Below are 20,879 nucleotides of genomic sequence, written 5' to 3' on the forward strand. Positions count from 1 at the left end.
ATCAGCCCTTGATCTCCGTCCACGCCTCGGTCCACTGGGCGTAGTCGGTGCACTCGACGTCGGTCCGGCCGTCCAGGCACTTCTTGATCGGGGTGCGCCAGAACCACAGCTGCTCGGCGTACGCCTCGTCACCGGCGTGGAAGGTGTCGCAGTGGTCGGGGTCGGTCGTCTTCGCGCACGCCTCGGGGCTGTTGGGCGCCTCGCCGAAGTACTCGGTCGCCTGCGCGTTCGCCTCGGGGCTGAGGATGTAGTCCATCCACTGGTAGGCGCAGTTGGGGTGCTTGGCCTGCGAGGAGAGCATCCAGGTGTCGTTCCACGCGGTCGCGCCCTCGGTGGGCAGGGTGACGTCGACGTCCTTGTTCTCGATGCTGTTCTTGATCACCTGCCAGGTGGTGCCGACGACCGAGTCGCCGGTCTCGAACGCCTGGACCTCCTTGAGGTAGTCCGACCAGTACTCGCCGACGTACTGGCGCTGCTCCTTGAGCAGCGCCACCGATGCGGCGAGCTGGTCCTCGTCGAGCGCGTAGGGGTTCTCGATGCCCAGCTCGGGCTGGGTCTTCATGAGGTACAGCGCGGCGTCGGCGATGTAGATCGGCGAGTCGTACGCCGTCACCTTGCCCTTGTTGGCCGCCAGCTGGTCCTTCTCGAAGACCGCGCCCCACGACGTGGGCGCCTCGGCGAAGCTCTTCTTGTTGAACATCAGCAGGTTGGCGCCGTAGCCGTGCGGGACGCCGTAGTTGACGCCGTCGACGGTGTTCCACTCGGTGTTCTTGAGGAAGTCGAAGACCTGCTCGTAGTTGGGGACCAGGTCGGTGTTGACCGCCTGGGCCTCGTCGGAGGCGATGAGGCGCAGCGAGAGGTCGCCGGAGGCCGCGATGACGTCGTACTCGCCGGACTTGGCGAGGTTGAGCGCCTCGTCGGAGGTGCCGTAGACCTTGCTGGTCACCTCGCAGCCGGTGTCCTTCTCGAAGGCCGACACCCAGTCGACGCTCGGGTCGTTGCTGCCGTCCTCGACGTACCCCGGCCAGGCGAGGATCGAGACCTTGCCCTCGGTCTCGCCGAGCTTCTCGACGGCCTCGGTCTTCTTGTCGTCGCTGCCGCCACCGCACGCGGTCAGTACCGAGACCGAGAGCAGGGACAGACAGGCCAGGGCGACCCGGCCGCGCTGGAGGGTGGTTTTCATCGGTGTCTCCTCGTTGGTTGCTGGTGCGGGAGCAGTGGGGTGGGGGCGCAGGGAGAGTCGGGGGTCAGGAGCCGGTCGAGAGGGGGACGACGTCCGCGCGCGCGAACCGCACGGTGACGTCGTCGCCGCGGTGCTCGGGGTCGTCGAGCGAGCCCGTCGACTGCTCGAGCGCGACCAGCTCGACGCCGTCGGAGGTCCGCAGGTGGACGCGGTTGCCGGTGCCGAGGTAGATCGTCTCGACGACGACCGCGTCGAGCCGGATCTCGTCGGCGCGGGGGTCGGTGGACGCGCCGGCGGGCGCGAGCCGGAGCCGCTCGGGGCGGACCGCGTGCTCGCCGGCGACGCCGAGGATCCGCTGGGAGGTCGCGGCGTCGAAGAGGTTGGTGGTGCCGACGAACCCGGCGACGTACGCCGAGGCGGGGTTCTCGTAGATCTCCCGCGGCGTGCCGAGCTGCTGGATGCGGCCGGCGTCGAAGACGGCGATCCGGTCGCTGAGGGTCAGCGCCTCCTCCTGGTCGTGGGTGACGAAGACGAAGGTGATGCCGAGCTCGCGCTGGAGCTGCTTGAGCTCGACCTGCATCTGCTCGCGGAGCTTGAGGTCGAGGGCGCCGAGGGGCTCGTCGAGGAGCAGCACCCGAGGCTGGAGCACGATCGCGCGGGCCAGCGCGACCCGCTGCCGCTGGCCGCCGGAGAGCTGCGTGGGCCGGCGGGCGCCGAGGTGCCCGAGGCGGACCGTGTCGAGCGCCTGCTGTGCGCGGTCGCGGCGCGCCTTCTTGCCCAGGCCGCGCACCCGCAGGCCGTAGGCGACGTTGTCGAGCACGCTCATGTGCGGGAACAGGGCGTAGTCCTGGAAGACCGTGTGGACGTCCCGCTCGAACGGCGCCGTGCGGGTGACGTCCACCCCGCCGAGGCGGACGGTGCCGGCCGTGGCCTGCTCGAAGCCGGCGACCAGCCGCAGCACCGTCGTCTTGCCCGAGCCCGACGGGCCGAGCATCGAGAAGAACTCGCCGTCGGCGATGTCGAGGTCGACGTCGTCGACCGCGACCACGTCGCCGAAGGTCTTGCGCAGGCCGCGGAGGGAGATCGCGGGCGTGCGGTCGACGGCGGCCGGGTCGGCGGGAGCGCTGGTCGAGAGGGACATCGGATGTGCCTTTCGTCACGGTCAGATCGGCGTTAACATATGACTTCACAGTTCAAAGCACAAGGGATGCGGCAAGATTGCCGCCACACGTCATGCGGCGGTGACAGGAGGAGAAGACGGTGGCCGTGCCGTTCTACGGACGCGCATCCGCGGCGGTGTTCTCGCCGCTCGAGTCGCTGAGCCGCTCGGAGCTCGTCGTCCGACGCCTCACCGACGCGATCGCGCTCGGCCTGCTCCCCGACGCCGAGCAGCTCCCCGGCGAGCTCGACCTGGCCGGGATCTTCGGCGTCTCCACGGTCACCGTGCGCGAGGCACTGTCGGTGCTGCGCTCCGAAGGGCTGATCGAGACCCGGCGCGGGCGCGGCGGCGGCAGCTTCGTGCGGACCCCCGAGGACGGCATCAGCCACCTCGCCCGGCGCCGGCTCGACGGGTTCAGCCTGGGCGAGCTGCGCGACCTCGGCGACGTGTACGCCGCCATCTGCGGCGCGAGCGCGGCGCTGGCCGCCCGCCGCTCCAGCCCCGACGACGTCGACCGGCTGCAGCGGGTCGCCGACGCGCTCGAGCACGCCGAGACCCCCGACGCCCGGCGGCGGGCCGACGCCCAGTTCCACATCGAGGTGGCCGCCGCCGCCCAGTCCCCCCGGCTCTACCACGAGGAGGTCAGCCTCCAGGCCGAGTTCGGGACCCTGCTGTGGCTCGCCTTCGGCGACGACGACAGCCACGCCCAGATGGTCCGCAGCTGCCGGGCCGTCGTCGCCGCGATCGCCGACCGCGATCCCCACGCCGCCCGCGAGGCGGCCGAGCAGCGGGTGGCCGACTCCACCGCCCGCCTCATCGACTACCAGCTCAGCGAGGTCCACCGATGAAGCCCTCGAACCACACGGTCCGCCTCTCCCCCGCCGACACCGCTGCCGTCCATGCCGCCGTGGCCGAGCTCGCCGACCACGCCTTCGGCCTCGCCGACCGGATCGCCGGCGCCGTGGCCCGGGCGCTCGCCGACCGCGCCGCGCCTCGTCGTACCGATCTCGGGCCGGTGGAGCCGCTCGTCGTGCCCGTGCTCGGCGACCGGAGCCAGCCCGTGCAGGGCGCCGGCTTCGTCGCCGCGCCGGGCGTCCTCCGGGACGCCGAGTGGTGGCTGGAGTGGTTCGCCTGCGACACCGACGGCCGCCCTCAGCGCCTGGTCACCCACTCCGAGCCGCAGGCGATCGGGTTCTACGACTACGAGCACCTGCCGTGGTTCGTCGTCCCCCGCGAGACCGGTGGCCGCCACGTCACCGGGCCGTACGTCGACTACCTGTGCACCGAGGAGTACACCCTCACCTTCACCGTGCCCGTCCTCGTCGGCGGCGACTTCCGCGGCGTCGCCGGCGCCGACATCGCCGTCAAGAACGCCGAGCAGGCGCTGCTCCCGTCGCTGCGCGCCTGCGGCTCCGGGGTGGCGGTCGTCAACAACTTCGGCCGGATCCTGTCGAGCAACAGCGGCCGGCACCTGTGCGGCGACCTGCTCGACGGTGTCGCGTTCGACGTCCTGCCGGACGACCAGCGGGTCGGCGACCTCCCGCTCGCGGTGGTGCCGCTGGCCTGATCGGCCGGGTCAGCCGGCTTCCTCGTCGAGCACCCAGCTCACGGAGCAGCGCCCCGAGCCAGGGCGCAACCTCCAGGCCTCGCTAGTGTCCCGTCAGGACATTAGGGCCGCCGGTACGTCAGGTGGGTGACATGCGGCGTCTGCCGCACACCGGCGGGCACGAGCCCCAGCGCAGGCACGTCCGCGAACATCCGGGACCCCTCGGTGAGCCCGGAGGCGAACGGGACGACGTGGAGGCGGAGCTCGTCGAGCAGGCCGGCGGCGAGGCAGGCGTTGATGGTGGTGGCGCCGCCGGCGACGGCGACGTCCGCGTCGCCGGCCGCGGCCCGGGCCTGGGCCACGGCCGACTCGAGGCCGTCGGTGACGAAGTGGAAGGTGGTGCCGCCGTCCATCTCCAGCGGCTCGCGGCCGTGGTGGGTGAGGACGAACACCGGCGCGTGGTACGGCGGGTCCTCGCCCCACCACCCGCGCCAGTCCGGGTCCCAGGGGCCCTCGCCGGGCACGAACATGTTGCGGCCCATCACGAACGCGCCGGCCGCGACGATGGCGGCGACCTCGTCGCGGTTCTCGTCGCCGTGCTCGAACATCCAGGTGTGCAGGGGTCCGTTGTCGAACGTGCCGAACGGCCGCTCGAAGCTCTGCTCCGTCCCGGCTCCGAAGCCGTCGAGGGTGGTGGAGATGTCAGCGGTCACGATGCCCATGGACGGGCAGACCGGCGGGGCCGCGCGAACTCATCGCCGGCCGCGATGCCGTGCGAGAATCGCGGCGTGCTGGGCATCACCGACCTGTCGACGTACCTCGTCGGCCTGGTCCTCATCATCCTGCTGCCCGGCCCCAACTCGCTGTACGTCCTCTCGGCGGCGGCGCGGCGCGGGGTCCGGGACGGGTACGCCGCCGCGGCGGGCGTGTGGACGGGCGACGCGGTGCTCATGACGCTGTCCGCCGCCGGGGTCGCGTCGCTGCTCAAGACCAACGACGTGGCGTTCGGGATCGTGAAGTTCGCGGGCGCGACCTATCTCGGCTGGCTGGCCTTCACGATGCTGCGGGCGGCGGTGGGGATGTGGCGCTCGCGGCGTACCGTCGCCGAGGTGGCGGCGGACGCGGCCGACGCGGCGGCGCCGGCACCGGCCCAGACCGCCGAGCGGCCCTACCGGCGGGCGCTGGTGATCAGCCTGCTGAACCCGAAGGCGATCCTGTTCTTCGTCGCCTTCTTCGTGCAGTTCGTCGACCCGGCCTACGCCCACCCGGCGCTGTCGTTCGTCGTGCTCGGCACCCTCGCGCAGATCGCCAGCGTCGCCTACCTGAGCGCGCTGATCTTCTTCGGCACCCGCCTGGCCGCGGCGTTCCGGCGGCGCCGGGCGCTCTCGGCCGGCGCGACCTCGGCGGTCGGCGCGGTGTTCCTGGGCTTCGCGGTGAAGCTGTCGTTCGCTACCACGTGACGGCGTCGCAGGCCGCCGAGCGGTGGCCCTCGACCTGCAGCGTGGCGTGCTCGATCTGGAACCGCTCGCGCAGCAGCACCTGACCGTCCCGCAGTACACCGGCCCCGTCGGCGCCCTCGACGAGCACGAGGTGGGCGGTGGCGACGTGCATGCCGGAGGTGAGCGTCCAGGCGTGCAGGTCGTGGACGTCGCACACGCCCTCGATCTCGCCGAGCGCACCGGCGACGGTGTCGATGTCGACGCCGGCAGGCACGTGCTGGCCGAGCACGGCGAGCACCTCGCGGCCCAGCATGACGGCGCGAACCGCGACGAAGGCGCCGATGAGGAACGCGACGACCGTGTCCCAGACGCCGTCGCCGGTGACCACGATCAGGATCCCGGCCGCCATCACGCCCACGCTGCCGGCGGTGTCGGCGACGACCTCGAGGTAGGCGCCCTTCACGTTGAGCGAGTCCTGCGAGCCCGCGCGCAGCAGGAGCAGCGCGATCACGTTGACGACGAGGCCGAGGAAGCCCACCACGAGCATCGGGCCGGTCTCGATGTCGGGTCCCGAGCCGCCCCGGCCGATCCGTCCGACGGCCTCGACCACGACGTACGCCGCAACGCCCAGCATCATCAGCACCGCGAGGCCGGAGGCGAACACCTCGGCGCGGTAGGAGCCGTAGGTACGCCGCCCGGTGCTGTCCGCGCGGGTCGCGATCTTGGTCGCGACGAGCGCGGCGCCGAGCGTGACGACGTCGGCCGCCATGTGGCCGGCGTCGGAGATCAGGGCGAGCGAGCCGCTGATCAGGCCGACGACCAGCTCGACCACGAAGAACGACGCGATCAGCCCGAAGGCGACCGCCAGCCGCCAGCGGTGGCGTGCGCCCGCATGGCCGGTCGCCCCGCCGGTGCCACCACCCGCGTGGCCGTGCCCGTGTCCGACGCCCACGACGTCTCCTCTCCGATCCGGTTCAGCAGCTGCCGCAGCAGCCCTTGCCGCGCCACGCCTCGACACCCTCGCGCACCGCGACCGCCGCGATCACCAGGCCGGCCACCGGGTCGGCCCAGCTCCAGCCGAGCAGCGCGTTGAGCAGCAGCCCGGCCAGCAGCGCGGCGGACAGCCAGGTGCAGAGCAGGGTCTGGGTGCCGTCGGCGACGACGGCGTTGGAGCCGAGCGCGCGGCCGGTCCGGCGCTGCGCCCACGACAGGAACGGCATCACCGCGAGCGAGACCGCCGCGAGCACGATGCCGACCGTGGACGCGTCCGGCTCGTGCCCGCCGAGCAGCGCGCGGGCGGACCCGACGCCGACGTACGCCGCCAGCGCGAGGAAGGAGACGGCCATCAGCCGCAGCGCCGTCCGCTCGCGGGACTCCGGCAGCGGGTGCCGGAACTGCCACAGCACGACCAGCCCGCTCGACACCTCGACCACCGAGTCGAGGCCGAACCCGACCAGCGCGACCGAGCCCGCGACGAGCCCCGCGCTGACCGCGATCACCGCCTCGACGACGTTGTAGGCCACTGAGGCCGCGGCCAGCAGCCGGGCTCGGCGGGCGAGGAGCGGGCGCGGCGCGGACCCGAGGGTCAGGTCGACGGACATCAGTCGTCCAGGGTGTGCAGGGCGGCCGGGCCGAAGTTCTCGCACAGCACGGCGGCCTCGCCGGTCGCCTCCAGCAGCCGCTCGGCCGCGCGCAGGATGTCGCGGGTCAGCTCGGGATGGGCCAGGGAGATCACCGACGCGCGGCCGCTGGGCCGCGACACCACGAGCCCGCAGTCGCGCAGGCAGGCGAGGTGCTTGGAGACCGTCGACTGCGCGAGCCCGAGGTGGGCGGTGAGGTCGACGACCCGGTGCTCGCCGAGGGCGAGGTGCTGCAGGATCGCCAGCCGGTTGGGGTCGCTCAGGCCGTGCAGCAGGCACGCCGCCGCGACGAGCGCGTCGACCTCCGAGGGGGCGTCCGCCTCCAGCACCTCATTCATCGCCATGTGGCGATGTCATCACGATCAGGCGAAGGAAGTCAAGGGTCCTATGCTCGCCCCTGTGATGATGCGACCGGCCGAGCTGGACGGCGTCCGCGCCGGCACCGTCGACCTGGCGTTCCGCCGCTGGGACCGGCCGCGGGTGAAGGTCGGGACCCGGCTGCGCACGGCCGTCGGGGTGGTCGAGGTGGTCAGCGTCGAGGAGGTCGCGCCCTCCCGGCTGCGCGTCGACGACGCCCGCCGCGCGGGCGCCGCATCGCTGACCGCGCTCCGGGAGGCGCTGTCGGCGCGGCCGGACCGGCCGGTGTTCCGCGTCGGCCTGAGGTACGGCGGCGCCGACCCCCGCGAGGCGCTGCGCGCGGCGATCCCCGACGCGGAGGAGATCGCGACGGTCCTCGCGGGCCTCGACCGGCTCGACGCCGCCTCCCCCGTCGGACCGTGGACCCGCACCACGCTGCGGATCATCGACCGCAACCCGGAGGTGCGGGCTCCCGACCTGGCCGCCGAGCTCGGCCGTGAGACGCCCGACTTCAAGAAGGACGTGCGCAAGCTCAAGGAGCGTGGGCTGACCGAGTCGCTGGCGATCGGGTACCGGCTCTCCCCGCGCGGCGAGGCCGTGCTGGACCACGAGGACGGCCCGCGCGAGCGCGCCCCTCGTCGTGCCGGGACCCCGTTGCCGCGCACCATCGGCGCCCCCGCCACCCGGGCCCTGCGGGAGGTCGACGTCCACACCGTGGAGGCGGTCAGCGGCTGGCGCCGGGCCGACCTCGCGGCGCTGCACGGGGTCGGCCCGATCGCGCTCGACCGGCTGGAGGGCGCGATGGCCGAGCTCGGGCTGGATTACCGGCCCCAAGACTGACGCATCCAGGCGGGGAGGAGAGAACATGAGGTGGGCTCGGCGCTCGCGAAGGCCGCGCAACCTACGTGCGTCGGTGGAAGCGGATGTCTCCGTTGGGGAGGCGGTCGTGGGTGTAGTGGTGGTCGTGGATCCGTTGGTGATGGTGCGCGCACAGGGTGACCGCGTGGTCGAGGTCGGTCGATCCTCCGTTTGACCAGGGGTCTTCGTGGTGGAGGTGGCACCAGCGGGCGGGGATCGTGCAACCCTCACCGCGACAGGTGTGGTCGCGCAGTCGGATCGCAGCACGTTGAGCGGGCTGGAACAACCGGGCCGACCGCCCCAGATCGAGCACGCGGCCGTGTCGGTCGAGGACGGCGGGCAGGATCCGGGCCTGGCAGGCCAACCGGCGGGCCTCGGTCGCGGAGATCGACTGCTCGCCTTCACCGGCGAGGATCCCGGCGGTGGCGAGGTCGGTGCGGAGCTGGTCGATGCTGATGGTGACCACGACGGCGGTGGCATCACCCCCGTGGACAGGGAGGCGCTCGGGGTCGATCAGCTCCAGCAGGTCCATGAACGCCCGGGCGCGACGCCGGTTGAACGGGATACGTGCGAGATCCGGGTTCTCACCCATCTCGGGTGGGCGCCGGGGGTTGGTGTGGGCGTCGAGGTAGGTCTTGAGTCGCTCCACGCAGGTGGTGGGCAGGATCCCGGTGATGCGGGAGGAGCCGTCGCCGAGGTCGCGGAACTTCAACGAAGCCTTCTCGCGTGCCGCTGCCTCTTCGGCTTCGAGACGTTTCGCTTCTTCGGCTTCGGCGATCTCGGGAGCCAGGACGTCGAGGATCCGCCGTCCCAGACGCCGCAGCTCGATGGGGGCGAACTCGGCGGCGTACTCCACGAGCCGCGCCTCGGCGTTGGCACACAGTTCGGGTCCGAGCCGGTCAGGTAGGTCGTCGATGGCCTGGGTGATCACCCTGGCCTGTGTCGAGGTCACCTGCCCAGCTCGCATCGCCTGCGCCACCCGTGGCCGGGCCTCGAGCCCGTGGGCCAGGTGGAGGTCCGCACGGGCCGGCGCGGGGTCGAGGTGGGCAGCGTGAGCGAGCCACGCCGCCGCGTCCCGGGCACCGTGCACGACGGCGATGTCACCGGCGTCGGCCAGGGTCCGCAACCGCAACTCTTCGACCTGCGCCACCAACGCGGTCGCCTGGAGCAGGAGTTGCTCCTTCTCGGGCGTCGACAGGTACAACGGCTGGGCGTCAGCCACCTCGGCCAGCGCCTCGCGACATGTCTCCACCGCCGCCAGCAACGGCTGCTGAACAAGCGGAGCCAGGCTCATGATCCGGACCTTCCCGAGTGGTCGACGTACGTCGAATCCTACCACGGGACTCGAACAAATGTTCGAACGACGTGCCTTCCTGTGGATGCCCGCGTGGATGCCCGCGTGATGCCCGCCTGTCACAGACGGCGTACCGCCGGTGTCTCCATGCCGACGATGACCGATCCGAGGAGGAGACATGACCACCAGCCCGACCAGCACCGCCCGCATCCCCGCCGCGCCGATCACGGGCCTCTACGGCGCCCTGGTCAAGAAGTTCGCCGGCCGGATGTTCGGCCGCGTGCCGGAGTCGCTCGGCGTGATGTGGCACCACCTGCCGGCGCTCAAGGCGAGCATGGCCTACGGCCAGAAGGTCCAGAAGTGGGACGAGTGCGACGAGACCCTCAAGACCTACGCGCACATGGCCGTCGCCTCGCTCATCGGCTGCTCGTGGTGCCTGGACTTCAACTACTTCCTGTCCCGCGACAAGGGCCTCGACGAGGACAAGGCCCGCGAGGTCCCGCGCTGGCGCGACTCGGAGGTGTTCTCCCCTCTCGAGCGGCAGGTGCTGGAGTACGCCGAGGCGGCCAGCCAGACGCCCCCGACGGTGACCGACGAGATGGTCGAGCCGCTGCTCGCCGCGCTCGGCCCGGCCGGCCTGCTGGAGCTCACCAGCACGATCGGCTTCGCCAACCTGACCACCCGCAGCAACGTGGCGCTGGGCATCGAGTCGGAGGGCTTCGCGACGGCCTGCGGGATGAAGCCGTTGGCGCAGCCGGGTCCGTCGGCCGCCGTACCCTCGGGTTCATGACCTCTCGGGACGACGCCGACCCGTTCGTCGCCCACCGCAACCTGCTCTTCACCGTCGCCTACGAGATGCTCGGCTCCGCGGCCGACGCCGAGGACGTGGTGCAGGAGACCTGGCTGCGGTGGGCCGACGTGGACCAGGCGCAGGTGCACGACCCGCGCGCCTACCTGGTCCGCATCGTCACCCGCCAGTCCCTCAACCGGCTGCGCACGCTGGCCCGTCGCCGCGAGGACTACGTCGGCGAGTGGCTGCCCGAGCCGCTGCTGACCGCGCCCGACGTGGCCGAGGACGTCGAGCTCGCCGAGAGCGTGTCGATGGCGCTGCTGACGGTGCTGGAGACGCTGGGGCCGACCGAGCGGGCGGTGTTCGTGCTGCGCGAGGTGTTCGAGACGCCGTACGACGAGATCGCGGCCGCCGTCGGCAAGTCGCCGGCCGCGGTGCGGCAGATCGCGACCCGCGCCCGCAACCACGTGGCCGCCCGGCGGCCGCGGGTCGACGTCGACCGGGGCGAGCAGCAGGCGGTCGTCGGGCGCTTCCTCGCCGCCGTGCAGACCGGCGACCTCCAGGGCCTGCTCGACGCCCTCGCCCCCGACGTCGTGATGCTGGCCGACGGCGGCGGCGTGGCCCAGGCCATCCGCAAGCCGCTGCGCGGCGCCGAGCCGGTGGCCCGGCTGCTGGCGCAGTTCGCCGCCTTCGCGCCGAACAGCGTCATCGAGCCGGTGTGGCTCAACGGCTCCCCCGGCGCCCGGATCGACGCCGACGGCGAGCTCACCGCGGTCAGCCTGGTGGTCGAGGGCGGCCGGATCACCCGGATCCTGGCCATCCGGAACCCGGCCAAGCTGACCGCGCTCGACGCGGTGGCCGCGCTCAGTCGCGACCGCTGAGCGGGAACTCTAAGGTGGCCGCATGGCGGCCACCCCCGAGGCTCGGATCGAGGCGTTCCTGGCGGACTACTTCGCGCAGTGGGAGGTGGTGGCGCCGCTCTTCGAGCAGCAGGCGGTCGACGGCTTCGACCGGTGGCTGCCGGCGCTGGCGGAGGTGGAGCAGCGCCACCTCGCGCCGGGGACGGACTTCCGGATCGAGAACAGCTTCGCCCGGCCGGCCACCTTCCGGCCCGGCGGCGAGGAGGTCGCCCGGGTCGAGACGGACGGCGACGCCGGCAGGGTCCGCACGGTCGTGGACGACGTGCTCGAGAGCGTCCGGGAGTACGAGCTGGTGCGGGTCGGCGGCGACTGGCTGATCGGCTGGACCCGGCTGCGTCGTTCCGGCCCCGCGAGGTGGTCGTCGACGGCCGGCCGGGCACGGTCGAGGTGCGCGGCGCCGGCTCGCTGGTCTCGGACAGCGGCGTGCTGACGGTCGTCGACCTCGGCTACGACAACGACGACGCGCTCCCGCTCGCGCGCCGGGTCGCCCCCGGCACCTATCCGGTCCAGGTCGGCACTGCCTACGGCCGCAACACCGCGCTGCGCGTGCTCCTCTCGCCCGCCGAGCCGGTGGCCTGGCACCCCGCCGGCACCGTGCACGGGCACGTCTTCGGGGTCGACGCCGGCAACCTGTGCGTGGCCGACTACCCGTCGTACGCCGCGGTGTCGCGACGCGAGAAGGAGCGGGTGACGGACGTCCTCGCCCGCACCACCGATCGACCGGCGGTGCTGCCGCTGACCTTCGGCGGCGAGCACGCCGTCGGGGTGGTCGCGGACTCGGGCTGGGGCGACGGCGCCTACCCGGCGTTCTGGGGCGTGGACGCGACCGGCGCGATCGCGCAGCTGGTCGTCGACTTCCTGGTGCTGGTCACCGAGCAGGACGGCGTCCTGCGCCACGTCTGATCAGGCGGGCCGGAGCAGCACCGGCATCAGGTCGTGGACCTGCGCACGCAGGTCGTCGAGCACGCCCTCGCGCTCGCACAGGTAGCCCAGCAGCGCCTGCTGGAAGAGCCCGTCGAGCAGGCCGTAGGCGACGTGGGGGGTCATCGCGGGCGCGGCGCCCGCGAGGTCGGCGTACGTGCTGACCACCCGCCAGACCATGTCCTCCAGGGTCTGGTCGATCTGGAGCACCGCCTCGCGCAGGCTCACCTCGAACATGCTCTGCGAGCGCAGGTCGTACCAGAGCCGGTGCATCGGGGCTTCCTCGACGATGGTCTCGACCAGCTTGTCGGCGAACGCCGCGACCAGCCCGTCGGCGGTCGTCGCGTCGGCGACCACACCGTCGTACCGGTGCACGCAGGTCGCCTTGTACTGCCGCACGCAGTAGACGATCAGCTCGAGCTTGTCGTGGAAGTAGTAGTGGACGACGCCGTGGGAGAACTCCGAGTTGTTGGCGATCTCGCGCAGGCTGGCGCGGGCGTAGCCGAGCTCGCCGAGGGTCCGCAGCGCGGAGTCGGCCAGCGCACGGCGGCGCTCGTCGTGCTTGTCGGCAGGCGTACGACGAGCCGTGGCAGTCGTCATGTCGGGCGACACTACCGGACCTCCGGCGCTCCTTGACAGGTGACCAGACTTTTCTGGGCAATTGTCAAGAGAAGTCTTGACAGTCGTCAAGAGACCGGAGTTGTGTGTCCTGCATCACTCACCGACGAAGGAGTCGCTCCCATGACAGTCCCCGAGACGAGCACCACCGAGCTGACCGGCCGCACCGCGCTGGTGACCGGCGGCGCCCAGGGCCTGGGCAGGAAGTTCGCCGAGTACCTCACCGCCGCCGGCGCCACCGTCGTGGTCGCCGACCTGCAGGACGACAAGGGGAAGACCGTCGCGGACGCGATCGGCGGCACCTTCGTCCACCTCGACGTCACCGACGACGCCTCGTGGGAGGCCGCCGTGGCGCAGGCCGTCCGGGAGACCGGCGGGCTCGACATCCTGGTCAACAACGCCGGCATCGAGATCGCCGGCCTCTTCGTCGACCTCGATCCCGACGTCGTACGCCGCATCTTCGACGTCAACGTGGTCGGTACCTCCCTGGGCATCAAGCACTCCTTCCGCGCGATGGGCCCGGGCGGCGCGGCCGGGAAGGGCGGCGTGGTGATCAACATCGCCTCGGTCGCGGCGACGATCGCCTTCCCCGCGCTGTCGGCGTACTCCGCGTCCAAGTCGGCCGTCGACCGGATCACCCGGATCGCCGCGATGGAGAGCGGCAAGCTCGGGCTCGGCGTCCGGGTCAACTGCGTCTACCCCGGGCTGGTCCCCAACGAGATGGGTGCCGGGCTGGCCAATGAGATGACCGCGCTCGGCCTGTTCCCGTCGCCGGAGGAGGCGGTCGCCGGCGTGGTCGCGCTGACCCCGTCAGGCCGGCTGGCCACCGAGGACGAGATCGCGGACGCGGTCGTCTTCCTCGCCTCCGACCGGTCGAGATTCGTCAACGGCGTCGGCCTGCCGGTCGACGGCGGGATGGGGATGTGAGCGCCGTGAGCACCACCAGGCCCGTCGTCGTCTACGGCGCGTCCGGCTACACCGGCCGGCTGATCTGCGAGTACCTCCGCGAGTTCGGCGTCCCCTTCGTCGCCGCCGGCCGCTCGGCCGACAAACTCAAGGACTCGATGGACGCCCACGTACCCGGCATCGAGACGGCCGACTACGACATCGTCGAGGTCGGGCACGACGTCGCCGCGCTCACCGAGCTCCTCCAGGACGCGTCGGTCGTGTGCAACACCGTCGGCCCGTTCAGCAAGCACGGCCCGGCCGTCGTCGAGGCGGCGCTCGCCGCCGGCACCCACTACCTCGACACCACCGGCGAGCAGGACTGGCTGATCACCTGCGAGGAGCGGTACGGCGCGGACTTCGCCGCCGCCGGCCTGCTGCTCTCCCCCGGCATCGCGCAGATGTACACGACCGGCGAGATCGCCGCCGAGCTCTGCCTCGAGAAGCCGGGCCTGGACACCCTCGACATCGCGGTGTTCTGGGGAGGATCCCCCACCATCGCCTCCACGCAGACCATCCTGGTCAACGCCGCGACGTCGAGGGCCCACTACCTCCAGCAGAACCAGTACGTCGAGTTCGACCCCACGCAGGGCCTGGTCCCGCTCGTCGTACCGGGTCAGCACGAGCTCGCCCTGTCGCTGCCGTGGGGCGGCACGTCGCACCCGGTCTGGTACCGCACCGACCCGCGGGTGGCGAACTGCAAGGCGCAGGGCGGGGTCTTCAACGCGGCGCTGATGAACGGCGTCCCGCAGATCGTCGCCGGCGCGCTCGAGGCGACCAAGGACATGAGCGAGGCGGAGCGGGACGAGGCGCTGACCGCGACCGCCGCGCAGGTCATGAACCAGATGCCGCCGCGCGAGAACCCGCGGCTCAACAAGTCGCTGGACTCGGTGCACGCCTCCGGGCCGCTCGGCCGCGCGCACTGTGTGATCCACGGCAACCAGAACTACAAGCAGACCGGACTGCTGCAGGCCTACGCGGCCTACTCCCTGCTCCAGCAGCCGCCGCTGCGGGTCGGGTTCGCCTCGGGCTGCAAGGCGTTCGGTCACCGCGCGCTGCTCGGCCAGCTGCGGGCGTTCGGCCTGGTCGCCGAGCCGGTCCTCACGACCGAGGGCTGAGGGGGTCGGCTCGGTGCGCCTGGTCGACTACCTGGACAAGGGTGCGTCGCTGGGGGGCGACGCGCTCTGCCTGGTCTGCGACGGGCGGACGTGGACGTACGACGAGGTGGGAGGCCTCGCCGGACGGATCGCGTCCGCCCTCGCAGGACGGGGCGTGGCACCGGGGGACAAGGTGGCGATCCTCGCCGCCAACGACCCGGTCGCGTTCACCTGCGTGTTCGGGATCAGCCGCGCCGGCGCGGTCTGGTGCCCGATCAACCCGCGCAACGAGGCAGCGGAGAACCGTGACCTGCTGGCGCTGTTCGACTGCACGACGCTGATCTTCCAGGCGTCGTACGCCGGGCTGGTCGACCAGATCCGCGGCGACCTGCCGGCGATCACCACCCTGGTGTGCCTCGACGCGGCGCCGGAGTGGGCGCTGTCGTGGGAGTCCTTCCTGGACTGCGGCGTGGAGTCCGTCGATCGGCCGGCTCTGGACGACCTCGCGATGATCGTCGGTACGGGCGGCACCACCGGGCGGCCCAAGGGGGTGATGCTCACCGGCACCAACCTGGAGACGATGACCGCGCTCACCCTGATGAGCTATCCATGGCCCGAGGCGCCCGCGCGGCCGGCGTACCTCGCGCTGGCGCCGCTCACCCACGCGGCCGGCGTGCTCTGCTTCCCGGTGCTCGCCTCCGGCGGATCGATCGTGGTCATGCGGACGCCGGACGTCGGCGCCTTCCTGGGGCTGATCGCGTCGGAGCGGGTGACGCACACCTTCCTGCCGCCGACGCTGATCTACCTGGTGCTCGACCACCCCGCGCTCCCGTCGACGGATCTCTCGTCCCTGCAGTGCTTCTGGTACGGCGCCGCGCCGATGTCGTCGCTCCGGCTGGAGGAGGCGCTCACCCGGATCGGGCCGGTGATGGCGCAGCTCTTCGGCCAGACCGAGGCGCCGATGATGATCTCGACCATGGCGCCGCGCGACCACTTCCGCCCCGACGGGAGCATCGCCCACGAGCGGCTGTCATCAGCGGGGCGGCCGGCCCCGCTGGTGACGGTCTCCATCATGTCCTCCTCCGGCGAGCTGCTCGCTGCGGGCGAGCGCGGCGAGATCGTGGTCCGCAGCTCGCTGGTGATGCGGGGCTACTACAAGAACCCGGAGGCGACGGCCGAGGCGTCGGCGTACGGCTGGCACCACACGGGCGACATCGGGTACCTCGACGAGGACGGCTTCCTGCACATCGTCGACCGGGCCAAGGACATGGTGATCACCGGCGGGTTCAACGTGTACTCCACCGAGGTCGAGCAGGCGCTGATGGCGCACCCCGCCGTCGCCGACTGCGCCGTGATCGGCCTGCCCGACGAGAAGTGGGGCGAGCGGCTCACCGCCGTCCTGCAGCTGCGGCCGGGGCAGGCGGTCGCGCCGGACGAGGTGCAGGCGTTCGTGAAGGAGCGGATCGGCAGCGTGAAGACGCCCAAGCAGGTCGAGGTCTGGACGGACCTGCCGCGCTCGAAGGTCGGCAAGGTGCTCAAGACCGAGATCAAGGAGCGGCTGGGGTCCTGAGCTGCGAGGCGCCGCTCAGCGCACGTAGCCGCTCAGGTGCCGCCGCGCGACGTCGGAGGCGAACAGCTCGGCCGAGAGCGCGACCATGTCGTCCATCCGGTCGTCGAGGTACATCAGCGCGTCGGCGTTCAGCAGCCGCTTGGTCGCCTCGAGCCCCTGCCGCTCGCAGGCGGTCAGTCCGGCCACGAGCTCGTCGACGGCCTCGTCGAGGAGCTCCGGGCGGACGGCATGGGTGATCAGGCCGCTCTCGAGGGCGGTCCGGGCGTCGAAGGTCCCCGCGGTGAGGAAGGCGGTGCCGGCGACCCGCGCGCTCATCCGCGGCAGCACGCTGAGCGAGATCACCGCCGGGGTGAGGCCGAGACGGGCCTCGGTGAAGGCGTAGGTGACGTCGTCGCCGGCGACGGCCAGGTCGCAGGCGGCGACGATGCCGAGCCCACCTGCCCGCACCGGGCCGTGGATCCGGGCGACGACCGGCAGCGGGTGGGCCAGGATCGCCCGGAGCAGCCCGGCGAGCCGGTGCGCCGAGACCTCCATGCCCTCGCGGTGCGCCTCCCCCAGGTCCGCGCCCGCGCAGAACGCGCGGCCCTCGGCCCGCAGCACGACCGCCAGGACGTCGTCCTCGGCCGCGCGGTGCAGGGCGGCGCGCAGCTCCTCGAGCAGCTGGGCCGAGAGCGCGTTGCGGTTGCGGTCGGAGTCGAGGGTGAGGACGGCGTACGGCCGCGCGTCGGGCCCGGTCCGCGCGTAGCGGACGACCGCCGTCACGACGCGGGGATCAGCAGCGGTGCGCCGGTGAGCTCACGGACCTTGTCGGCGTCGGTGCCGGGCGCGGTGTCGACGAGCACCAGGCCGTCGTCCGTGACGTCGAGGACGGCGAGGTCGGTGATGATCCGGTCGACCACGCCGGCGCCGGTCAGCGGGAGGGTGCACTGCTCCACGATCTTGGGGGTGCCGTCCTTGGCGACGTGGTCGGTGATCACGACGACGCGGCGGGTGCCGGCGACCAGGTCCATCGCGCCGCCCATGCCCTTGACGAGCTTGCCGGGCACGGTCCAGTTGGCGAGGTCGCCGTTGCTCGCGACCTGCAGCGCGCCGAGGATCGCGATGTCGACGTGGCCGCCGCGGATCATGGCGAAGCTGGTGGCGGAGTCGAAGTACGACGCGCCGGGGGCGGTCGTGACCGTCTGCTTGCCGGCGTTGATGAGGTCGGCGTCCTCGTCGCCGTCGTAGGGGAAGGGCCCCATGCCGAGCAGGCCGTTCTCGCTCTGCAGCATCACGTTGACGCCGGGCGGCAGGTGGTCGGCCACCAGCGTCGGGATGCCGATGCCGAGGTTGACGTAGTCGCCGTCGTTCAGCTCCCGGGCGGCGATCGCCGCCATCTCCTCGCGGCTCCAGGCCATGTCAGGCTCCCACTCCCGCGGCGGCGGCCTCGGGGCGAGGCCGGACGACGCGCTGCTCGATGTCCTTGGGTCGGTCGCTGGCGAGGACGGTGACGTCGACGAAGATGCCCGGCGTCATCACCTCGTCCGGGTCGAGGAAGCCGTCGAGGACCTCCTCGGCCTCGGCGATGCAGAACCGGCCGCTCATGGCGACGAGCGGGTTGAAGTTGCGGGCCGTGGCGCGGTAGCGCAGGTTGCCCTCCGCGTCCGCGGTGCGCGCGTGGACGAGCGCGAGGTCGGCGACGATGCCGCGCTCGAGGACGTAGGTCTCGCCGTCGAACTCCTCGTGCGGCTTGCCCTCCGCGACCTCGGTGCCGACGCCGGTGCGGGTGAAGAAGCCCGCGATGCCGGAGCCGCCGGCGCGCAGCCGCTCGGCGAGCGTGCCCTGCGGGCAGAACTCCACCTCGAGCGCCCCGTCGAGGTACTGCTGCGCGAACAGCCTGTTCTCGCCGACGTACGACGCGATCACCTTGCTCACCTGGCTGTTCTCCAGCAGCAGGCCGAGGCCCTTGCCGTCGACGCCCATGTTGTTGGACACGATCGTCAGGTCGCGCGCGCCGCTGTCGCGCACCGCCTCGATCAGGTCGCGCGGGATGCCGCAGAGGCCGAAGCCGCCCACCGCGATCGTCATGCCGTCCCGGACCCGCTCGGCCACCGCGGCCCGGGGGTCGTCCACCAGCTTCCTCATGCTCCAGTTCTCCGCCGCACCCCGTGGCGCGGTCAAGGAAGTGGTCATTCGGCGGATGCCGTGGCTGCCGTGCGTCCACTCAGTGGACGTAGCATCACCACCATGGAACGCACCCCGGGCGTCGTCGAGAAGGTCGCCGCGCTGCTGCGCGCGCTCTCGGCCGCCGAGTCCGGTACGACGACCACCGAGCTCGCCGCCGCCACCGCGCAGCCGCGCGCGACCACTCACCGGCTGCTCGAGTCGCTGGCCGCCGAGGGCCTCGCCGACCGCGATCCGGCGACCGGGCGGTGGTACCTCGGTCCCGAGACCTACGTCCTCGGGATGGCCGCCGCCGCCCGCTACGACCTCAGCAACGAGGCCCGCGCGAGCGTGCACCGGCTGGCGAAGGAGACCGGCGAGAGCGCGTTCTTCTCGGTGCGGCGCGGCGACGAGACCGTGGTCCTGCTCCGCGAGGACGGCGACTTCCCGATCCGCTCCTACGTCCTCTACGAGAGCGCCCGGTTCCCCCTCGGCGTGGTCTCGGCCGGGCTCGCGATCCTCGCCCACCTGCCGGACCGGGAGGTGGACGCCTTCTTCGCCCGCACCGACCTCGCCGCCGAGTGGGGGCCGCAGCACGCCGAGGCGGCCGTCCGCAAGCGCCTGGCCGCGACCCGTCGTACCGGCTGGTCGCTCAACCCGGGCCATGTCGTCGAGGGCTCCTGGGGCATGGCCGCGGCGGTCTTCGACAAGAGCGGCCGCCCCGAGTGGGCGCTCACGCTGACCGGGGTGGAGCAGCGGTTCCGGGGCGAGCGGCAGCAGGTGCTGGGCCGGCTGCTGCTGGAGGAGGCGCACCGGCTCTCGCGGCTGGCGTGATCAGGCCTCCTCGACGTCGGCCGCCGGGGCGCCGGTGACCTCCACCTGGGTGATCCGGCGCCCGTCGACCGCCGCGACCCGCAGCACGGCGTCGCCGACGTCGACCCGGTCGCCCACCTCGGCGACCCGCCCGAGCCGGGCGAGCAGATAGCCCGCCACGGTCTCGTAGTCGCCGTCCGGCAGCACCACCCCGGTCTCCTCCGCAACGTCCTCGATGGTCAGGCCGCCCGGGACGACGACGGGCCCGGCCGGACCGCCCGCCGCCCGGGGCGCAAGCGCGTCGGGCTCGTCGTACTCGTCGCGGATGTCGCCGACGATCTCCTCCACGAGGTCCTCGAGGGTGACGATGCCGTCCGTCCCGCCGAACTCGTCGACCACGACCGCCAGGTGCCTGCCCTCCTCCCGGAGCAGGACGACGGTCGGCAGCACCTTGTTGGTGCCGGGCAGGTGCAGCACCTCGCGCTGGACGTCCGCCACCACCCGCCCCGGCACCTGGTCGCCGAGCAGGTCGCGGACGTGGACGAAGCCGGTGATGTCGTCGAAGTCCTCGCCGATCACCGGGTAGCGGGAGTAGGGCTGGTCGACGACCCACGCGGCGGCCTCCGCCAGCGGTGTGCTGCCCTTGACGAACACCACGTCGCCGCGCGGGCGCATCACCTCCTTGAGGTTGCTCCGGGTCGCGGCGAAGACGTCGCCGAGGATCTGCCGCTCCTCCGCCGCGAGACCCTCGTGGCCGGCGACGATCTCGCGGAGCTCCTCCTTGCTCACCTCCTCCGAGGTGGCGTTCGGGTCACCGCCGAGGAGCCGGACCAGGGTGTTCGTGGAGACCGACAGCAGCCAGATCACCGGACGCATCAGGGTGGCGAACCGGTCGAGCACCGGACCCGTCAGCATCGCCACCCCGGCCGCGCGCTGCAGCGCGAGCCGCTTGGGGACCAGCTCGCCGAGCACCAGCGAGAGATAGGCGATCAGCAGGGTCATCACGACCAGCGCCACCGTGTCCGCGGCGTCCGGGCCGAGCCCCAGGTCGACGAGGTACGGCGCCACGTCGGGCGCCAGGGTCGAGCCGCCGTACGCGGCCGAGAGGAAGCCCGCGACCGTCACGCCGATCTGGACCGCGGACAGGAACCGGTTGGGGTCCCGCGCGATCGCGGCGACCCGCTGGCCGCGGCCGCCGCGCAGCGCGAGCTGGTTGACCTGGGTCTCCCGCAGGGACACCAGCGCCAGCTCGGTGGCCGCGAAGACGCCGCCGACGAGCACGAAGGCCACGACGAGGCCGAGGTTCACGAACGTCTGGACGTCGATCATCGCCGTTCACCCGCCCTCGGCACGACAGGTGAACGGAAGCAACATCGAGGCTCATCCATGACCGGGATCCTAGTAGTGTGTCGCGGCTGAAACGTGGTGGTGGGAGGTGTCCAGGTGCGTGCATCGCAAGGCGGCGTAGCGACGGCATACCGGGTTGTCTTCCGAGCTTCGCCAACGCCGCGAGGTGCGTGCCTGGGCGACTCCCGGCCCGCGTTTTGGCTGCGACGCGCTACTAGTGTGGTGCCTGCTCTCCAGGCA

The 20,879-nt window shown here is 72.3% G+C and carries 24 protein-coding genes; 12 read left to right on the plus strand and 12 right to left on the minus strand.

Annotated features, from left to right (window positions below):
* Position 1: 1 nt before the first annotated feature.
* Together FIV44_RS14440 and FIV44_RS14445 are read right to left on the minus strand one after the other, a co-directional pair.
* Entirely contained in the window at positions 2-1,183 is a 1,182-nt protein-coding gene (locus FIV44_RS14440) for an extracellular solute-binding protein (RefSeq protein WP_141005041.1), read from the minus strand.
* A 64-nt stretch (positions 1,184-1,247) separates the two neighbouring features.
* The gene (locus tag FIV44_RS14445; protein ID WP_141005042.1) at positions 1,248-2,324 is read right to left on the minus strand and encodes an ABC transporter ATP-binding protein; all 1,077 of its coding nucleotides are present in this window, start codon (positions 2,322-2,324) and stop codon (positions 1,248-1,250) included.
* A gap of 119 nt (positions 2,325-2,443) precedes the next feature.
* Between FIV44_RS14445 and FIV44_RS14450 the strand changes: the two genes are divergently transcribed.
* Both FIV44_RS14450 and FIV44_RS14455 read left to right on the plus strand, forming a co-directional pair.
* The gene (locus FIV44_RS14450) at positions 2,444-3,190 is read left to right on the plus strand and encodes a FadR/GntR family transcriptional regulator (protein WP_219996453.1); all 747 of its coding nucleotides are present in this window, start codon (positions 2,444-2,446) and stop codon (positions 3,188-3,190) included.
* Positions 3,187-3,909: a cache domain-containing protein gene (locus FIV44_RS14455; protein ID WP_141005043.1), complete on the plus strand. Its 723-nt coding sequence runs from the start codon at positions 3,187-3,189 to the stop codon at positions 3,907-3,909. The genes FIV44_RS14450 and FIV44_RS14455 overlap by 4 nt, the downstream gene beginning before the upstream one ends.
* Before the next feature lie 101 nt (positions 3,910-4,010).
* Here FIV44_RS14455 and FIV44_RS14460 read toward each other — a convergent pair whose 3' ends face one another.
* A complete protein-coding gene (locus FIV44_RS14460; RefSeq protein WP_141005044.1) occupies positions 4,011-4,610 on the minus strand; it encodes a dihydrofolate reductase family protein in 600 nt (199 codons plus the stop codon).
* A gap of 66 nt (positions 4,611-4,676) precedes the next feature.
* Between FIV44_RS14460 and leuE the strand changes: the two genes are divergently transcribed.
* A complete protein-coding gene (leuE, locus tag FIV44_RS14465; RefSeq protein WP_141005045.1) occupies positions 4,677-5,348 on the plus strand; it encodes a leucine efflux protein LeuE in 672 nt (223 codons plus the stop codon).
* Here the strand turns inward: leuE and FIV44_RS14470 are convergent.
* The 3 genes from FIV44_RS14470 to FIV44_RS14480 are packed head-to-tail and all read right to left on the minus strand — an operon-like array spanning position 5,338 to position 7,311.
* Entirely contained in the window at positions 5,338-6,279 is a 942-nt protein-coding gene (locus FIV44_RS14470) for a cation diffusion facilitator family transporter (RefSeq protein WP_141005046.1), read from the minus strand. The two genes, leuE and FIV44_RS14470, sit on opposite strands and share 11 nt — an antisense overlap.
* Positions 6,280-6,301: 22 nt before the next feature.
* Positions 6,302-6,928, minus strand: a complete 627-nt coding sequence (locus FIV44_RS14475) for a cation efflux transmembrane domain-containing protein (protein WP_141005047.1) — start codon at positions 6,926-6,928, stop codon at positions 6,302-6,304.
* Entirely contained in the window at positions 6,928-7,311 is a 384-nt protein-coding gene (locus FIV44_RS14480) for an ArsR/SmtB family transcription factor (RefSeq protein WP_425465164.1), read from the minus strand. Before FIV44_RS14480 ends, FIV44_RS14475 begins: the two co-directional genes overlap by 1 nt.
* 55 nt (positions 7,312-7,366) lie before the next feature.
* Between FIV44_RS14480 and FIV44_RS14485 the strand changes: the two genes are divergently transcribed.
* A complete protein-coding gene (locus FIV44_RS14485) occupies positions 7,367-8,164 on the plus strand; it encodes a helix-hairpin-helix domain-containing protein (RefSeq protein WP_141005048.1) in 798 nt (265 codons plus the stop codon).
* Positions 8,165-8,225: 61 nt separating this feature from the next.
* Here FIV44_RS14485 and FIV44_RS14490 read toward each other — a convergent pair whose 3' ends face one another.
* Positions 8,226-9,677 carry an HNH endonuclease signature motif containing protein gene (locus FIV44_RS14490; protein ID WP_181411183.1) on the minus strand — a complete coding sequence of 484 codons (1,452 nt, stop codon included), beginning with the start codon at positions 9,675-9,677 and terminating at the stop codon, positions 8,226-8,228.
* On the opposite strand from FIV44_RS14490, the gene FIV44_RS14495 reads away from it, so the two are divergent.
* From FIV44_RS14495 to FIV44_RS30540, 4 genes are read left to right on the plus strand one after another with little or no spacing between them, the layout of a single operon-like run.
* Positions 9,655-10,266, plus strand: coding sequence for a carboxymuconolactone decarboxylase family protein (locus tag FIV44_RS14495; RefSeq protein WP_141005050.1), 612 nt, complete (start codon positions 9,655-9,657; stop codon positions 10,264-10,266). The genes FIV44_RS14490 and FIV44_RS14495 overlap by 23 nt on opposite strands.
* Entirely contained in the window at positions 10,263-11,147 is an 885-nt protein-coding gene (locus tag FIV44_RS14500) for an RNA polymerase sigma-70 factor (protein ID WP_141005051.1), read from the plus strand. The genes FIV44_RS14495 and FIV44_RS14500 overlap by 4 nt, the downstream gene beginning before the upstream one ends.
* 22 nt (positions 11,148-11,169) lie before the next feature.
* Complete coding sequence (locus tag FIV44_RS30535; protein WP_181411184.1) at positions 11,170-11,616, plus strand: hypothetical protein; 447 nt, start codon at positions 11,170-11,172, stop codon at positions 11,614-11,616.
* Positions 11,541-12,089 (plus strand): DUF4241 domain-containing protein, encoded by a 549-nt coding sequence (locus tag FIV44_RS30540; RefSeq protein WP_181411185.1) that lies wholly within the window; start codon positions 11,541-11,543, stop codon positions 12,087-12,089. The genes FIV44_RS30535 and FIV44_RS30540 overlap by 76 nt, the downstream gene beginning before the upstream one ends.
* Here the strand turns inward: FIV44_RS30540 and FIV44_RS14510 are convergent, their stop codons facing one another.
* Positions 12,090-12,707, minus strand: a complete 618-nt coding sequence (locus FIV44_RS14510) for a TetR/AcrR family transcriptional regulator (protein ID WP_141005053.1) — start codon at positions 12,705-12,707, stop codon at positions 12,090-12,092.
* 141 nt (positions 12,708-12,848) lie between these two features.
* Between FIV44_RS14510 and FIV44_RS14515 the strand changes: the two genes are divergently transcribed.
* From FIV44_RS14515 to FIV44_RS14525, 3 genes are read left to right on the plus strand one after another with little or no spacing between them, the layout of a single operon-like run.
* Entirely contained in the window at positions 12,849-13,652 is an 804-nt protein-coding gene (locus tag FIV44_RS14515) for an SDR family NAD(P)-dependent oxidoreductase (RefSeq protein WP_141005054.1), read from the plus strand.
* 5 nt (positions 13,653-13,657) lie between these two features.
* Positions 13,658-14,788: a DUF5938 domain-containing protein gene (locus FIV44_RS14520; protein WP_141005055.1), complete on the plus strand. Its 1,131-nt coding sequence runs from the start codon at positions 13,658-13,660 to the stop codon at positions 14,786-14,788.
* A 13-nt stretch (positions 14,789-14,801) separates the two neighbouring features.
* Complete coding sequence (locus FIV44_RS14525) at positions 14,802-16,337, plus strand: acyl-CoA synthetase (protein WP_141005056.1); 1,536 nt, start codon at positions 14,802-14,804, stop codon at positions 16,335-16,337.
* A gap of 15 nt (positions 16,338-16,352) precedes the next feature.
* Here FIV44_RS14525 and FIV44_RS14530 read toward each other — a convergent pair whose 3' ends face one another.
* The 3 genes from FIV44_RS14530 to FIV44_RS14540 are packed head-to-tail and all read right to left on the minus strand — an operon-like array spanning position 16,353 to position 18,461.
* Entirely contained in the window at positions 16,353-17,099 is a 747-nt protein-coding gene (locus FIV44_RS14530; RefSeq protein WP_141005057.1) for an enoyl-CoA hydratase-related protein, read from the minus strand.
* Positions 17,096-17,734 carry a CoA transferase subunit B gene (locus FIV44_RS14535; protein ID WP_141005058.1) on the minus strand — a complete coding sequence of 213 codons (639 nt, stop codon included), beginning with the start codon at positions 17,732-17,734 and terminating at the stop codon, positions 17,096-17,098. The genes FIV44_RS14530 and FIV44_RS14535 overlap by 4 nt, the downstream gene beginning before the upstream one ends.
* Before the next feature lies 1 nt (position 17,735).
* On the minus strand, positions 17,736-18,461 hold the full coding sequence (locus FIV44_RS14540; protein WP_141005059.1) for a CoA transferase subunit A: 726 nt from the start codon (positions 18,459-18,461) through the stop codon (positions 17,736-17,738).
* Between the two features lie 102 nt (positions 18,462-18,563).
* On the opposite strand from FIV44_RS14540, the gene FIV44_RS14545 reads away from it, so the two are divergent.
* Positions 18,564-19,313, plus strand: a complete 750-nt coding sequence (locus tag FIV44_RS14545) for an IclR family transcriptional regulator (RefSeq protein ID WP_141005060.1) — start codon at positions 18,564-18,566, stop codon at positions 19,311-19,313.
* Here FIV44_RS14545 and FIV44_RS14550 read toward each other — a convergent pair whose 3' ends face one another.
* The gene (locus tag FIV44_RS14550) at positions 19,314-20,621 is read right to left on the minus strand and encodes a hemolysin family protein (RefSeq protein WP_141005061.1); all 1,308 of its coding nucleotides are present in this window, start codon (positions 20,619-20,621) and stop codon (positions 19,314-19,316) included. It lies immediately after the preceding gene.
* Positions 20,622-20,879 lie beyond the last annotated feature (258 nt).

The organism is Nocardioides humi (assembly GCF_006494775.1).
GTDB lineage: Bacteria > Actinomycetota > Actinomycetes > Propionibacteriales > Nocardioidaceae > Nocardioides > Nocardioides humi.

Coding starts and splice junctions, on each gene's coding strand:
- FIV44_RS14440 (WP_141005041.1), bottom strand. CDS start 1,183: ATGAAAACCACCCTCCAGCGCGGCCGGGTCGCCCTGGCCTGTCTGTCC.
- FIV44_RS14445 (WP_141005042.1), bottom strand. CDS start 2,324: ATGTCCCTCTCGACCAGCGCTCCCGCCGACCCGGCCGCCGTCGACCGC.
- FIV44_RS14455 (WP_141005043.1), top strand. CDS start 3,187: ATGAAGCCCTCGAACCACACGGTCCGCCTCTCCCCCGCCGACACCGCT.
- FIV44_RS14460 (WP_141005044.1), bottom strand. CDS start 4,610: ATGGGCATCGTGACCGCTGACATCTCCACCACCCTCGACGGCTTCGGA.
- FIV44_RS14475 (WP_141005047.1), bottom strand. CDS start 6,928: ATGTCCGTCGACCTGACCCTCGGGTCCGCGCCGCGCCCGCTCCTCGCC.
- FIV44_RS14480 (WP_425465164.1), bottom strand. CDS start 7,311: ATGGCGATGAATGAGGTGCTGGAGGCGGACGCCCCCTCGGAGGTCGAC.
- FIV44_RS14495 (WP_141005050.1), top strand. CDS start 9,655: ATGACCACCAGCCCGACCAGCACCGCCCGCATCCCCGCCGCGCCGATC.
- FIV44_RS14500 (WP_141005051.1), top strand. CDS start 10,263: ATGACCTCTCGGGACGACGCCGACCCGTTCGTCGCCCACCGCAACCTG.
- FIV44_RS30535 (WP_181411184.1), top strand. CDS start 11,170: ATGGCGGCCACCCCCGAGGCTCGGATCGAGGCGTTCCTGGCGGACTAC.
- FIV44_RS14510 (WP_141005053.1), bottom strand. CDS start 12,707: ATGACGACTGCCACGGCTCGTCGTACGCCTGCCGACAAGCACGACGAG.
- FIV44_RS14515 (WP_141005054.1), top strand. CDS start 12,849: ATGACAGTCCCCGAGACGAGCACCACCGAGCTGACCGGCCGCACCGCG.
- FIV44_RS14535 (WP_141005058.1), bottom strand. CDS start 17,734: ATGGCCTGGAGCCGCGAGGAGATGGCGGCGATCGCCGCCCGGGAGCTG.
- FIV44_RS14540 (WP_141005059.1), bottom strand. CDS start 18,461: ATGAGGAAGCTGGTGGACGACCCCCGGGCCGCGGTGGCCGAGCGGGTC.
- FIV44_RS14545 (WP_141005060.1), top strand. CDS start 18,564: ATGGAACGCACCCCGGGCGTCGTCGAGAAGGTCGCCGCGCTGCTGCGC.
- FIV44_RS14550 (WP_141005061.1), bottom strand. CDS start 20,621: ATGATCGACGTCCAGACGTTCGTGAACCTCGGCCTCGTCGTGGCCTTC.